Consider the following 13648-nt stretch of genomic DNA (forward strand, 5'->3'; position numbering starts at 1 on the left):
ATTCACTCATTGTCCCGACATCGATTGAATGGCCGTGATCACTACCGTATTAATAATGTCGGGAACGGTACATCCGCGACTGAGATCGTTAACCGGTTTCTTCAATCCCTGGAGAATCGGGCCGATCGCTAACGCCCCGGTCTCTCTCTGTACCGCTTTATAGGTGTTATTTCCCGTGTTGAGATCGGGGAAGATGAACACGGTGGCTTTTCCCGCCACTTCCGACCCCGGCATTTTCTGCGCCGCCACGGCCGCATCGACCGCCGCGTCGTATTGAATCGGCCCCTCGATCTTCAGATCCGGGCGTTTTGTTCGGGCTAGACGCGTCGCCTGACGGACTTTCTCCACGTCCGCGCCGGTTCCAGATTCTCCCGAAGAGTAGGACAGTAGGGCGACTCGGGGTTCGATGCCGAAACGTCGGGCGGTTTCGGCGGAGGAGATGGCGATCTCGGCCAGTTGTTCGGCGGTGGGATCGGGGTTCACCGCGCAGTCCCCGTAGACGAGAACGCGATCTTCGAGACACATGAAAAAGACCGAGGAAACGACCGAACAATCGGGAGTGGTTTTGATAATCTGTAGCGCGGGGCGAATCGTGTGTTGCGTGGTGTGAACCGCCCCGGATACCATACCGTCCGCCTCGCCCCGATAGACCATCAGCGTCCCGAAATAGGATACGTCTAGCGCGGAGTCCCGGGCCATATCGAGGTTCATCCCCTTGGTTTTGCGCGCCTCGTAGAGGGTTTCCGCGTAGCGTTCAAAGTTCGGATCGGTGGCGGGTTCGATCGTCCGCAGTCGATCGAGTTCTAGATTGATGCCGTGTTTTTTGATCGCGGTCTCGATGTCCTCCCGTTTTCCCAGTAGGGTGAGATCGACGATATCCTGGTGTAAGAGAACCGCGGCGGCCTGTAGGATACGGGGTTCGGTTCCCTCGGGAAGAACGATATGCCGTTTGTTCTCCCGCGCCACCCGGACGAGATTGTGGGTGAACATTTTCGGGGTGAGGCCCCGGACGGGGAGATCGCGAATTTTCGATTCCAGGCGATCGAGATTGACGTGATCGGCGAATATTTGCAGACTGAGCGCGATTTTATCCCGATCGCTGGCGGTGAGCGCCGCGCTCACGTTATGCACCCGATCGGCCGTGGTATAGGTATCGGTAGAGACGGAGAGAATGGGAACGGGATCGGGCAATCCATCGATCAGTCGGGCGATCGAGGGTTCCGGTTCCCCCCCGGCCGTGAGCAGGATGCCCGCGAGATTGGGATAGTTAGCCGATTGATGCGCTTGCAACATCCCGATAATCACGTCCCCGCGATCCCAGGGGGTAATCACCAGACTATCTTCTTTGAGCCATTGAAGCGCGTTCTGCATCTGCATGGCGACCACCAGAACGTGACTCGCCAAACCCTCTAGACGTTGATGCCCGTACAGTACCCGCGCGTCCAACTGTCGGACGATCTCTTTCACGCGGGGGCTGGCTAATTTCGCGTTGTAGGGAATCACCGCGAGGGAGTATTCTTCCGAGGGAAAAGTTTCGCTCAGGGTATCTTTTAACTCGGTAATTTCTTCGGGATCGGCCTGATTGAGAATGATACCGATCACGGGACATCCTTTATCTTTGTAGGTGTCTCGCGAGATGACGATCGGCCCGATCGCGTCTTCCGTTTGCCGGTGATAGGCGTTGCCCAAGATGATAATCGGGCAACCTAAATTCCGGGCGATTTCCGTGTTCAGTTCAAACTCGAAGGCGGAACTTTCCTGTAGATAATCGGAGCCTTCACAAACGATGAAATCGAATTTTTTTTCTAGATTTTGAAATTTATTGATAATCCGTTCGATAATTTCATCGAATTTTTGGCGAACCAATAGTTCGTTCACCTCGTCGTAACATAAACCGAACGCCTCTTCGTAGGTTTGTTGAAGATGGAAATAGTCGAGAATTAACTCGATATCTTCATCCTTGCTCGTGCCGTGGTTCTCTAAAATAATCGGCCGGAAAAAAGCGACCTTCGGGGTTTTCTGTAAGATCAGGTCGATGATGCCTAGCGCGACCAGGGCTTTCCCGCTACCGGTGGCCGTCGTGCTGATATATAGAGAATTCGTCATGGGTATCGCGGAAAGAGTCGGGTGGGTGAGATGCCCACCCATCGGGTTCAGGCGGTTTTATCGAGGCTATTTTTCCCGGACCAATTTAATTCGATCGGTTTAAAATTGAGTTTTTCGGTTAGATTCGGGTGAACTTTCGCGGGGGAGCGATCGCCCGCGAGGAATTGCATCTGTCGATCGAGGTCTTGGAATTCTTGACACACTTCACCGAGAATATTCTGGACGGTTTCGAGATTTCGGGATAAGGTCTCGCGTCCCTTTCCCGTCTCGATCGAGTTCTCCAAGAGGGAGAGCGCTTGCCGGATATCTTCGAGAGAGTCGTGAACGGCGCGCTGGCAGTTATCCATTAACTCGGAGACCCGCTGTTCGTCAGTAACGGTTTTTTCCATGATAGCGTTTGAAAACCTCGATATCAAAAAAGAATGCGTTGGGTAGAACGATACCACGGAAGTTTTCGGGAGGGCTTTTTCTTTCACAAAGATTTAACCTTGTGTCAGCGAATCCGGGATTTTTCCCGCCCGATCGCGTCGCTTCACCGCCCGTTAACCTAGACTGAATAGCATGAAATCATTCGGTTAGCGATCGCTCTCCCACTTATGCCCAGCATCACCCATCGGACAAAAATTGTCGCCACCATCGGCCCGGCGAGTAGTTCCCCGGAAGTCCTCGAACAGATGATCGCCGCGGGGATGAACGTGGCCCGTCTGAACTTCTCCCACGGCAGTTACGAGGATCATGCCAGAATGGTCTCGCTGTTGCGTCAGGTTTCCAAGAAACTCGACACCCCGATCACCCTTCTCCAAGATCTTCAGGGGCCGAAAATCCGCGTCGGCAATCTCCCGGACGGTTCGATCGAGATTGTCCCCGGCGAGTATCTGTATCTCGTTCCCCTGGACGAATACGCGGGCCAACCCTATACCGTCGGGATCGATTATCCCTATCTAGCGGAGGAAGCCACCGTAGGCGCGAGAATTCTGCTCGATGACGGTTTATTAGAACTGCGGATCGTCGATATTCAGGGAACGGCGGTAAAATCCGAGGTAATCGAGGGGGGAATCCTGAAAAGCAGAAAAGGGGTCAACCTACCCAGTCTCGATCTCCGACTCCCCTCGATGACGGAAAAAGACCAGCGGGATCTCGAATTCGGCCTATCGGTCGGTATCGATTGGGTTTCCCTCAGTTTCGTCCGCAAGGCGGAAGATATCCGGGCGATTAAAGCGTTTTTAGCCGAAAGAAACGCGGCGGACGTGCCGGTGATGGCCAAGATCGAGAAACCGCAGGCGATCGAGAATCTGGAGGCGATCGTCGAGGAATGCGACGGGGTAATGGTGGCCCGCGGCGACCTCGGCGTGGAGATCAGCCCGGAAAAAGTCCCCATGTTGCAGAAACGCATCATTAAACTCTGCAACCTGCGGACGATCCCCGCGATCACGGCCACGCAGATGCTCGATAGCATGATCCGCAATCCCCGGCCCACCCGCGCCGAGGCCAGCGACGTGGCCAACGCGATTATCGACGGAACCGACGCGGTAATGTTGTCGGGAGAGTCCGCGGTGGGCGAATATCCCGTGAAATCGGTGGAAATGCTCGCGAAAATCGCCCACGATGTCGAGGCGGACGTTACGTTCGATAATAATCCCCCCAGTCTGTCCGACGAAACCCACGCGCTCAGCGAGGCGCTCGTGGCGATCGATAAAGTCCTCGATCTGAAATATATCGTCACGTTTACCTCCTCCGGCTACACGTCCCTACTCGCTTCTAAGGAACGTCCCTCGGTTCCCGTCCTCGCGCTAACCCCTCACGAGAAGGTCTATCACCGTCTCAATCTGGTTTGGGGGGTGATCCCGATCCTCCTCGACCATCAGGTGGAAACCTTCGAGGACGTGCTGAAACAGACAGAATCGATCCTCATCGAACGGAATCTAGCTCGATCGGGCGATAAAATCCTGATCATGGCGGGAATTCCCATGCAGATAACCAGGGGAACTAATTTCCTCAAGATCCACACGATCGCCTAGAGAATTGCTGGAAACCCAACCCGAATCTCTCGGTGCTTGGGTTTCACTTCGTTTAAGCCAACCTATCGCCCCTCTGCCATCTATCCAGAGAAAGATTCAATCGATCTTATCCCCATTTTCTGGATTCAGAGAATATCTTCTTCGGAAAGTCCCGCTTGTTTCAAAAAATGCTTGAGCAATCCGATTTTTAAATCCCGATTGCCGTGAATCGGTACAGAGATACTGGTCGGGTTATTCGACCGACAGTAAATGTGATGGCTACCCTGAATTCTCAACAATTCCCAACCATGACGCTCTAAAATCTTGGCGAACTTTTTTCCGGAAATCGATTTCATACCGCTATCTCTAGAATCCGAGTTTTGGGATCGGCCGGCAAGGATTCCACCTCTACGGATAGACAGCCCTCGATCGCCTCGTATAAATTCTGTAGTAGTTCCTCGAAAGTTTCGCCTTGAGTGGCACAGCCGGGGATCGCCGGTACTTCCGCCCAGAAGCCGCCTTCCTCTGCCTCGTGAACGATAACTTTCAGTTTCATCGCTTATCTCCTAAAACGATTTCTAGACCTTCTAATTTTGCCATGCTATCGATCGCCGTCGTCGAGAGCGACTAGACGGGCTAATACTTCCGTAGACCTCTCACCCGATCGGTTGTTGGAGGGTCTAAAAAATGGAAAGGTGAGAATCCTCGACGATAAATCGGCTTTTTCTGGAATTTAGAGTTTTATTTTTCTATAAATATCGTTTTCAGCGTGAAAAATTCATAAATTGCCGATTTTACGTCGGAACTCGCGAGTATTTTTCGCGGAGTCTTTATCTCCCTGCCGCTCGAATAAACTCGCGGCCCGATCGAGATCGGCGATCGCTTCTTCGATTTTCCCGGAACCGGCGAACGCCAATGCCCGGTTAAAATAAGCCTCGGCGTACTCGCGATCGAGGGACAGCGCGCGGGTGAACTCGTCGATCGCCTCCCGATCCCGAGCGGAATTCAGATAGACCAAGCCCAGGTTATTCCGGGCGAAGGCATCATCCGGCGCGAGATGTAACGCTCGCTCGTAATCGGCTCCCGCCTTTGGAAAATCGCCGGTTTCTAGATAGATATTGCCCCGATTGACGAGAGCCGGAACGAAATCGGGATTCATCTCGATCGAGACCGAGAGATCGTCGATCGCCGCCTTCCAGTGATTTTCCCCGATCGAATTCAGGGCCCGATCGTAGAAAAAGAGATAATTCTGTTGAGTCTCGATCGTCGCCATCCTCGACGAGTTGGATACCGATCGCGAACCCATCGCGCATCCCCCGCTAACGAGAGCGGAAGAGAACGTCAGGACCAAGAGAAGAGTGATTTTTTTTAAGCTCCGACTCGCTAACAATCGAGATAACCCTCCCGGTGTGACCCTCCTTTCAAATTGTGCCGCGCCGGTCTCGAAATGTAGCGCCGATGTCGCGTTCTTAACAGGGGACGGAGAGGATTTTTTTCGTCCCGAACCCGTCCCCGATGTTCTCGAAAATCTCCTGGAAATCATTTACGCCGATAGACAAATTCTACAAGAGATGGGCGAAGATACTGTCTCACTTTCTAGATAATTTAGGTTATTTCTTCCGAAAATGTTAATATTTTATCGTATAAGCATTATCGAAGCTTTGGAAAAGCTCGGTTGTAGTGGATGAGATCGATGAAGCTCGAATCTTCGTTCTTCCGAGAGTCGATCCGGTCGGCGATCGGCACTAGCCCCGTAGGAAACTCGGATTCCCACCGAACCCTTTTCCGTCGGCCGGGGGAAACTCGTAAGCGATCGGCTCCGATCAACGCCGATACCGCTACCCAGACGGGATTCACCCGAGAAGGGTTCCCCGACTTTCCCGGCGAAAACCATCGGTTAGGGACAGTGTTACGATTTTAATCGTTACCGCGTTTTTCTCCGGCGATCTTATGAAAACAGCGATCGAAACCCCGTTACCTCCCGGAAGTTCCGGCCTACCCGTGATCGGAGAAACGATCGAATTTCTCACCGACGGCAAATTCTCCGCCAAGCGTCATGAAAAATACGGCCCCGTATTCCGGACGAACCTTTTCGGCCGTCCGACGGTGGTGATTTACGGCGCGGAGGCCAATCGTTTCCTGCTCACCAACGAGAATCAATATTTCGCCGCCACCTGGCCGAAAAGTACGAGAACCCTTCTCGGCCCCGCGTCGTTAGCCGTCCACACCGGGGAGTTTCACGCGTCCCGTCGCCGTTTGCTGTATCAGGCTTTTCAACCCCGCGCGCTGGCGAGTTATCTTCCCACCGTGGAAGCGATCGCGAGCGGGTATATCGATCGATGGCAGAAAACGCGAACCCTGATTTGGTATCCCGAATTAAGAAACTATACCCTCGATATCGCCTGTAAATTGTTCGTCGGGATCGACAACGGTTCGGCGAGCGAATTAGGGGAAGCGTTTGAAACCTGGTGCGCGGGGTTATTCTCCCTGCCGATTCCCCTACCCTGGACGGCTTTCGGTAAGGCGCTACGCGGTCGCGAGGCGTTACTCGCGGAAATCGAGTCGATCGTATCGCGAAGACAGAAAAGCGAGAACCCCGGCGAGGACGCGCTAGGAATTCTTCTACAGGCGCGCGATGAGGGGGGAAACGGCTTATCATTAGCGGAATTGAAGGATCAGGTGCTACTATTGCTGTTCGCCGGCCATGAAACCCTGACCTCGGCGATCGCTACTTTCTGTTTGAACGTGGCAAGAAATCCCGACGTTTTAGAAAAAATCCGTCAAGAACAGGACAATCTCGATTTATCCTCACCTCTTTCTAGCGAAACGCTCAAAAAGATGGTCTATCTCGATCGGGTGTTGAAAGAAACCCTCCGGTTTACGCCACCGGTGGGGGGAGGTTTCCGGGAGGTGATTCAAGAGTGCGAGTTCGACGGCTACCGATTGCCGGAAGGATGGATGGTACAGTATCAAATTAACGAGACGCACCAAGATCCGAACCTGTATACCGATCCCGACCGGTTCGATCCCGATCGATTCGAGACGGAGGAAAAAGTTTACGGTTACGTTCCTTTCGGGGGAGGAGTTCGCGAGTGTATCGGCAAAGAATTCGCCCGATTAGAGATGAAAATCTTCGCCGCGCGGCTGGTTCAACGGTGTGACTGGCGATTAATCCCGAATCAGGATCTCTCGTTAATCACGATCCCCACCCCGCGCCCTCGCGATGGACTGCGAGTGATCCTCACCCCGCGATGACGGTTATCGCCTATATCTATCGCGATCCCCTGCTAGAAACGCTCCCCGACGGGTTAATAGGGGGGATCGCGGTCGATCGGGTCTATCGGGATTCGGGAGAGAGAACCGCGTTACAACAACTCCTGCGCGACTGTCGGGAAAATCCCCCGCGCTCGCTGATCGTCCGTCGTCTGGCGGAATTCGGCGATACGGCGATCGAGGTCAGCGAGTGCCTACAACGGTTAGAAAGCCTCGGCATCGAGATCGTCGCCCTCGAAGAACCGAACTATCGAACGGAAATCGCCCGCATCCTCCACGAGATAGAGAAAAATCGCCAGATTTCCCGCCTCAAGGAAGGCCACGCCCGCAATCGCCTCAAAGCGCTCCCCCCACCGGGAAAAGCCCCCTACGGCTACCGTCGCGGTAAGGATCGCTACCTGCTCGATCGAACCACCGCGCCGGTCGTCAAGGACTTTTTCGATCGCTTTCTCCTGACCGGTTCCCTACGCGGTTCGGTGAAATATTTAGAAAAACGCTACGGGAAAAAGATCTCGGTTTCTAGCGCCCGCGATTGGCTTACCAACCCCGTTTATCGGGGCGATTTACTGTATTTAAACCGAGAGATTATCCCCGACACCCACGCGCCGATTCTATCGCGAGAGGAGGCCGCGGGGATCGATCGACTGCTCCGCAACCATCGTCTTTTCGCCCCCCGCAGTGCCAGCGCGCCCCGTTCCCTCGCGGGTTTGGTGGCGTGCGCGGAATGTGGCTCGCGGATGACGGTGACGCGGGTGAACCGCCGGGGGAGCGAGCGCGAGTATCTCTACCTCCGTTCCCGAGAATGTCCCCGACAACCGAAATGTCCGGCGATCGATTACGATCGATTTCTCAACAGCACAATCGAAAAAATCTGTCAAGATCTTCCCGTGGCGATCGCCCGCCTATCCTTACCGGATCTCGGCGGCATTAAAGGAGAGATCGAGGGAAATATTCAGAAAAATCGAGATATATTGCAAAAGTTAGCCGATTTACAGCGCGAGGGGATTCTCGACGAGGAAACCGCCAATTTACGCGCCTATAAACTTAACAACGAGATCGCGCGACTACAAGCCCGATTAGACCAACTACCGCCCGGAAATCTCCCGGTTATCGCCCGCGAGGTCGCTTTTCCCCAATTCTGGCGCGATCTCTCGGAAAGCGAGCGGCGATTTTATTTCCGCGAGTTCATCCGTCGCGTGGAGATCGATCGATCCGCGGAAAACGGGGAATGGGCGGTACGGTTAGTTTTCGTGTTCTAGAGTGGGGATTGGGGAATTTTTTGGGAAAAGGGGAAGGGAAAAGACTACTTTTCCGCCTTTTCCCCTTTTCCCTCACGATCCGGACTCCCGCCTCCTCCCCTTACGCTTCCGGCGCGGGGGTAGATCTCGGTAGGCCGTGTTTATCGAGAATCGCCTGTAGTTCCGCTTCTTCCGTCTTGGTGAGGGACGTGCGTAATACTTTACCTCCGTAGGGAGCGATTTCCGCGAGTACCTTATCGGGAGTCGCTTTTTTAAAGAGAACGAATAAAGCCGAGCCACCTTCCGGTAGCGTCGCGCCGAGTTCGCGCATGAAATTATCGTCCACGCCGATATCGCTTAACGCGCCGCCGAGCGCGCCACCCGCCGCGCCGAGAGCCGCGCCGAGTAAGGGAGAGAGAAATAACGTCCCGATGAGCAAACCCCAGAAACTCCCGCTCGCCGCGCCCGTGGCGGTTAAATTCACCGCTTGATTTAACTTCACCTTGCCATCTTTTCCTTTGACGACAATGGCGGCATCTTCGAGTTCGATGAGATATTCCCGTTGCAGTTTAGCGAGTGTCAAGCGCACTTCTTCCGCTTTAAACTCGTCCTCGTAAGCGATCACGATTAAATCAGCCATGATAATTCCTGGAATGGGTATTGAATAAGACCGTTATACAACATTTCGGATTTTTTCCCGATCGATCAAGTATCGGGAATTACCGAAGCGCGATTAAGTATCGTAAACCCTCGCCTCGAAAGCGTCGGGGTTTTCCTCGCAGTATTCCTCGAAGTAGGTTTTCTCGGGTTTCTTGGCGCGTTGGTGTGCCGCTTCCGCCTGTAATTCCTCGACAATATCCCAAGCGGCGGCACAATCGGGAGAAGTAGCCCCTTTTTCGGCACAGATCGCCCGCGCGCTATTTCTGGCTTTTTCTATCTCCGTTTCGAGATCGAGACTTCTGGGACGCTCGACGAAGTTTCCTTTATGAAGGATATCGCTCACCGAGATCACGCCTAATAATTCTCCCTTGATCACGGGGGCGAAACGAAGTCCGGTATTGGCGAACAAGCGCGCCACGTATTCCACGCCGAGATCGGGGTTAATCACGATGCAGGGTTTCGTCATGATCTCGTAGACGCGGATCTTGTTCGGATCTTCGCCGAAAGCGGCCACTTTATAGACGATATCGGTCTCCGTGACGATCCCGTAGGCATCTTCCCCGTGACGACGATCGACCACCAGGGAACGAATCCCGCGTTCTTTCATCAATTGTACGGCCCGCGCCACCGTCGCCGATCCTTTGATGGTGACGACATCGGTTGTCATAATCTCGCTCGCTTTCATAATTCTGTCTAGATTTGTCTATCTTAAGGGCGATGTTCGGTTATCGATCATACGATAGCTTGGGAGCAAGTTTTTTTTAGTAATATTTTTTTACAGAAACCTCGATCGAAGTATGTCCCAAGCCGAGCCTCGATCTTTTTTACCTCTTACGGTGAGAGCGCGGAATAAAATTCTCTTCTTCCTCTGTTATTGGTATAGTCGGTATCGGAAAAATCGATTCGTCAGCGCGAAAACACGGGTTATTTTCCGGCGTCGCGAGATCCGATCGAAAGTTTTCCGGGCGGACGCGATACAAGATCCCGACAATCTGTTAACGACTCCGGGGATCGAGATCGACAACCGGCGAATTTTCGCGTCGATCGCTTTTTCCGGCTACGATCGGGCGGCGATCGCTCCCTATCTCGCCCCGATCCGGGTTTTCGAGGGAAGCCCCCTCCGGGAGAGCGAAACCTGGAAAAACATTCTCTATCTGCCGAAATATCGATGCTTTTATCGAAGCGATGGGAGCCGGATCGATTATTCCTGTATTCCCGAATATAAAATCGCGCCGAAAAAAATCGAGCCGCCGAAAAACCCGCGGGAACTGAGCGGGAAATTGTTATACGGGGGGCATCTCCATCGCCATTACGGTCATTTTATCACCGAATGTATCGGGCGGTTGTGGTACGCGGCAAAAGATCGCGAGCGATCGATTCTCTACTCGGAAACGCCGAATAAAAATTTCCGCCGGGACGCGATCGATCGATTCATGTCCTTACTCGACCTCGATAAAAGTCGTTTTCTCCACGTTCAACAACCGGTAATGATCGACGAGATCGTGATTCCTTACCCGTCGTTTATTTTCGGCAAAGAAGCGTTTTCCGTGCATCGAGTCTTACCGGAATCGGTAGCGAGAGCGGTCTTGGATAAAATGCCCGAACCCACCGGCCAACCGCTGTATCTCTCGCGCTCGAAACTCGATCGAACCAATTCCTTTCGCTCGATCGAGCGAGAACTAGAATTAGAAGCGATCCTGCGGGAGAAAAATTTCTCGATCGTTCACCCGGAAACCCTGAGCCTAGAGGAACAAATTACCTTGATCAATAAACACGAGATAATTGTCGGGGTTTGGGGTTCGGCACTCCATAACGTTCTTTTCGATATTTCCCGAAAAAAGAAATTAGTTTGTTTAGGAGATATCGATATGCCCAACCGAAGTTTTTTCTTGGTTGACGGGATCAAGAAAATCGATTCGGTTTATATTTCGGCTTTAGAAGTCGGGGAAGATCCCGCGCTGGCCAAACTCAATCAAACGAGAAAGATCGACCTCGATCGGGCGATCGCCGGTTTACGATCGCTCGATTTAGTGTAGATCCGAACCGGCGATTTTCGAGCGTCACGCACGGGAAATTCGCGACGCTTCCTACCCGAAAAAATCCCGCCCCGTAGCGAGACGGGAGCGGGAATACCGGCAGAAAAAACGGGGTTATTCCTCGAACAGGCCGCCGACGAGAACCTGATCCGGGAAAGTCGGGTCGCTATTGACTTTGACCTCTTCCCCCTCTCTCGATCGAACGGGGATCTCGCCTTCGGTGAGGGAGTGATCGTACAATTCGAGCGCCAGATCTTTCGATCGTTGATAACTGTCGATCTCGCCTAGCTCGAAATAGTATTTCGCGGCGGCGCGGAGATCGTCCACCGCGCCCTGACGATCGCCCATTTCCGCGAGCAGTATCCCGCGGCCGTGGTAAGCGTCCGCGTACTGCGGGTCGAGATCGATCGCCCGGTTGAAATCGATGAGCGCGTCCTGTTTCTCGCCGAGTTTATGGAAATTCAAACCGCGTTGATAGTACATCCGGGCGGAATCGGGATCGGTTTGGAGGATGTGGGAGGCGTTCTCGATCTGCTGGATGCGCTCGACCACTCCCCGTAATTGTTGCTGTTTCGAGTCGATCGTTGCCGTGAATTGGGTTAATTCACCGGTAATATCCTGTAAAGCGACGATTTCCTGACCTTTATTCCGGATCTGTTCCCGAATATCTCCCGTTTCCCGTTCGATACGAACGTTCATCTCTTCTTGCCATGTTTGTAACCGCGCCGAGAGAGCGTTCAAACTTTCCTGGTGGTTGACGATATACAGGTTCTGCTGGCGGATCATCGTCTCGTAGTGGTCGGTCATCGCCGCTAGTAGTTGACGGCGGTTAAAAATATGCACGCCGATCGCGCCCGCGAGGGGAAAAGCGGCGAGGGCGACATTCTGGGTGGCGGCGGCGGCGATCGCCCCTCCCGCGGCGACGACCGCGGTAATACCGTCAAAAAGGTTCTGTTTTTCTAGAAAGGTCGGTCGGTTGGTCTCGTTTCTCGCGTCCATAATTTTTGAATTCCCTCGGTTGAAAATAGAGTTTGCTAATCGTCCCCGAATAAAACTTCCGCTTGGTGGGTCAGAATCTCGCAATCGCTGGCGGGGCGGGAGGCGCAGAGGAGAACGTACCCCTCTTTTAACTCCTCCGGTTTGAGGAATTCGATCGCCTTGGCGGTCTGTTCTACTTTGCCCTTGACCACTTTTCCCAGACAGTCGAAGCAGTTTCCGGCGCGACAGGAATAGGGTAATTCTAGACCTTCCTCGTCGGCGATATCGAGAATGAACTCGTCTTCCGCGACCGCTAGGGTGCGATGAATACCTTTCTCGTCGTTAATGACCGTAACCGCGTAAGTTTTCTTCATGATTGTTGTCTAAATTTATCCTCCTAACATCATATCTTCCAGTTGGAAGGCGGGTAGGATGATGGCGACTTCCTCGGGGGTGAGATAGTGGCGGATCACGTCTTGTACGATGCGGTAGTTGAGGCGGGCGTGAGCCTGCCAGCGGAAAGCCTTGGCGATCGTTTGGAACCAGATCAGGAAGCCGTCGCGGAGTCGATCGAGATCGTCGAATAACATCGTGTTCGCCGACAGACGGAGGACATTGGTGATATCGCGCCGGGTGATCGAGGTGACATCCCTTCCGTTGAGGTGAAAGAGATCTTCCGGGCGCGCGTGTTTGGTCTCTTCCCACTCCTCGACGATCCGATCGCTCTCGTCGCGGATCTTCTCGTAGGCCGAGAGACGGGTCTCGATCGAGTCGAGATAGGTTTTCACGAACTGTAGTTCTTCGGCCGTGGCGAAACGCCCGTCGGCGGCAATTCCTAAACGCTCTAATTGTTGTAACATCGGCGATTATCCTCTTTACGCGTCCGTGGTTTTCGAGAGATATTCCGTGACTTGTACCTTCGTGTCTTCGAGTTTCGTGATCATCGATCGGGTGATTAACTTCCCGGCCTCCACCAAGACCTGACCGGTCAGCGGGTGCAGGATATCCGCCTCGGCGCGACGACCGATCAGATCCTCGATGTTGTCGATCTCGCTCACGTACATCCCGGAAGGAACCTCGACCACCACACCCTGACCGACTACCCGCGCCTGACAGGCGAGACGGGAGTATTTATTGGCCGTGGTGATCACCTCCAGGGTGCGTTGTTCCCGACGGTTGAGCGGTGATAAACTCTCCATTCCCCCGGTGATGTAGACGTGGCAGGTGGAACACATTCCGCGACCGCCGCATTCTTTGAGGACGTTTAGCTCGTTTTTGAGCAAGGCCGAGAGGATATTGTCGTTGGTTTGAATGGAAACCTCTAGTTCGAGGGGGTCGAGTTTAACCGTTTTAGCCATCG

15 protein-coding genes are annotated in these 13648 nt (G+C 53.5%); 4 read left to right on the forward strand and 11 right to left on the reverse strand.

Going from position 1 to position 13648, the window contains the following annotated elements; genetic code table 11:
• Positions 1-6: 6 nt before the first annotated feature.
• Together pta and V0288_RS13460 are read right to left on the reverse strand one after the other, a co-directional pair.
• The gene (gene pta / locus V0288_RS13455; RefSeq protein ID WP_332865626.1) at positions 7-2106 is read right to left on the reverse strand and encodes a phosphate acetyltransferase; all 2100 of its coding nucleotides are present in this window, start codon (positions 2104-2106) and stop codon (positions 7-9) included.
• A 47-nt stretch (positions 2107-2153) separates the two neighbouring features.
• Positions 2154-2495: a hypothetical protein gene (locus V0288_RS13460; protein WP_332865627.1), complete on the reverse strand. Its 342-nt coding sequence runs from the start codon at positions 2493-2495 to the stop codon at positions 2154-2156.
• Positions 2496-2702: 207 nt separating this feature from the next.
• On the opposite strand from V0288_RS13460, the gene pyk reads away from it, so the two are divergent.
• Complete coding sequence (gene pyk / locus V0288_RS13465) at positions 2703-4124, forward strand: pyruvate kinase (RefSeq protein WP_332865628.1); 1422 nt, start codon at positions 2703-2705, stop codon at positions 4122-4124.
• Positions 4125-4249: 125 nt separating this feature from the next.
• Here pyk and V0288_RS13470 read toward each other — a convergent pair whose 3' ends face one another.
• The 3 genes from V0288_RS13470 to V0288_RS13480 form a co-directional block, all read right to left on the reverse strand.
• Positions 4250-4459, reverse strand: a complete 210-nt coding sequence (locus V0288_RS13470; RefSeq protein WP_332865629.1) for a type II toxin-antitoxin system HicA family toxin — start codon at positions 4457-4459, stop codon at positions 4250-4252.
• Positions 4456-4659, reverse strand: a complete 204-nt coding sequence (locus tag V0288_RS13475; RefSeq protein WP_332865630.1) for a type II toxin-antitoxin system HicB family antitoxin — start codon at positions 4657-4659, stop codon at positions 4456-4458. Before V0288_RS13475 ends, V0288_RS13470 begins: the two co-directional genes overlap by 4 nt.
• Positions 4660-4881: 222 nt before the next feature.
• A complete protein-coding gene (locus V0288_RS13480; protein WP_332865631.1) occupies positions 4882-5376 on the reverse strand; it encodes a tetratricopeptide repeat protein in 495 nt (164 codons plus the stop codon).
• A gap of 677 nt (positions 5377-6053) precedes the next feature.
• Here V0288_RS13480 and V0288_RS13485 point away from each other — a divergent pair.
• On the forward strand, positions 6054-7358 hold the full coding sequence (locus tag V0288_RS13485) for a cytochrome P450 (protein ID WP_332865632.1): 1305 nt from the start codon (positions 6054-6056) through the stop codon (positions 7356-7358).
• Positions 7355-8635, forward strand: a complete 1281-nt coding sequence (locus tag V0288_RS13490) for a recombinase family protein (RefSeq protein WP_332865633.1) — start codon at positions 7355-7357, stop codon at positions 8633-8635. Before V0288_RS13485 ends, V0288_RS13490 begins: the two co-directional genes overlap by 4 nt.
• Positions 8636-8735: 100 nt before the next feature.
• Here the strand turns inward: V0288_RS13490 and V0288_RS13495 are convergent, their stop codons facing one another.
• Positions 8736-9254 (reverse strand): DUF1269 domain-containing protein, encoded by a 519-nt coding sequence (locus V0288_RS13495; RefSeq protein ID WP_332865634.1) that lies wholly within the window; start codon positions 9252-9254, stop codon positions 8736-8738.
• A gap of 93 nt (positions 9255-9347) precedes the next feature.
• A complete protein-coding gene (locus V0288_RS13500; RefSeq protein WP_422661974.1) occupies positions 9348-9959 on the reverse strand; it encodes a CP12 domain-containing protein in 612 nt (203 codons plus the stop codon).
• Positions 9960-10071: 112 nt separating this feature from the next.
• On the opposite strand from V0288_RS13500, the gene V0288_RS13505 reads away from it, so the two are divergent.
• Positions 10072-11310, forward strand: a complete 1239-nt coding sequence (locus tag V0288_RS13505) for a glycosyltransferase family 61 protein (protein ID WP_332865636.1) — start codon at positions 10072-10074, stop codon at positions 11308-11310.
• Between the two features lie 114 nt (positions 11311-11424).
• On the opposite strand, the gene V0288_RS13510 is transcribed toward V0288_RS13505, so the two are convergent.
• Genes V0288_RS13510 through V0288_RS13525 form a run of 4 tightly spaced genes read right to left on the reverse strand, consistent with a single transcriptional unit; the run spans position 11425 to position 13646 of the window.
• A complete protein-coding gene (locus V0288_RS13510; protein ID WP_332865637.1) occupies positions 11425-12309 on the reverse strand; it encodes a tetratricopeptide repeat protein in 885 nt (294 codons plus the stop codon).
• A 35-nt stretch (positions 12310-12344) separates the two neighbouring features.
• Positions 12345-12662 (reverse strand): 2Fe-2S iron-sulfur cluster-binding protein, encoded by a 318-nt coding sequence (locus tag V0288_RS13515; protein ID WP_332865638.1) that lies wholly within the window; start codon positions 12660-12662, stop codon positions 12345-12347.
• A 15-nt stretch (positions 12663-12677) separates the two neighbouring features.
• Positions 12678-13148 carry a globin family protein gene (locus tag V0288_RS13520; RefSeq protein ID WP_332865639.1) on the reverse strand — a complete coding sequence of 157 codons (471 nt, stop codon included), beginning with the start codon at positions 13146-13148 and terminating at the stop codon, positions 12678-12680.
• Between the two features lie 15 nt (positions 13149-13163).
• Positions 13164-13646, reverse strand: a complete 483-nt coding sequence (locus V0288_RS13525) for a 2Fe-2S iron-sulfur cluster-binding protein (RefSeq protein WP_332865640.1) — start codon at positions 13644-13646, stop codon at positions 13164-13166.
• Positions 13647-13648 lie beyond the last annotated feature (2 nt).

The sequence above is a fragment of the Pannus brasiliensis CCIBt3594 genome (assembly GCF_036688125.1).
Classification (GTDB): domain Bacteria; phylum Cyanobacteriota; class Cyanobacteriia; order Cyanobacteriales; family Microcystaceae; genus Pannus; species Pannus brasiliensis.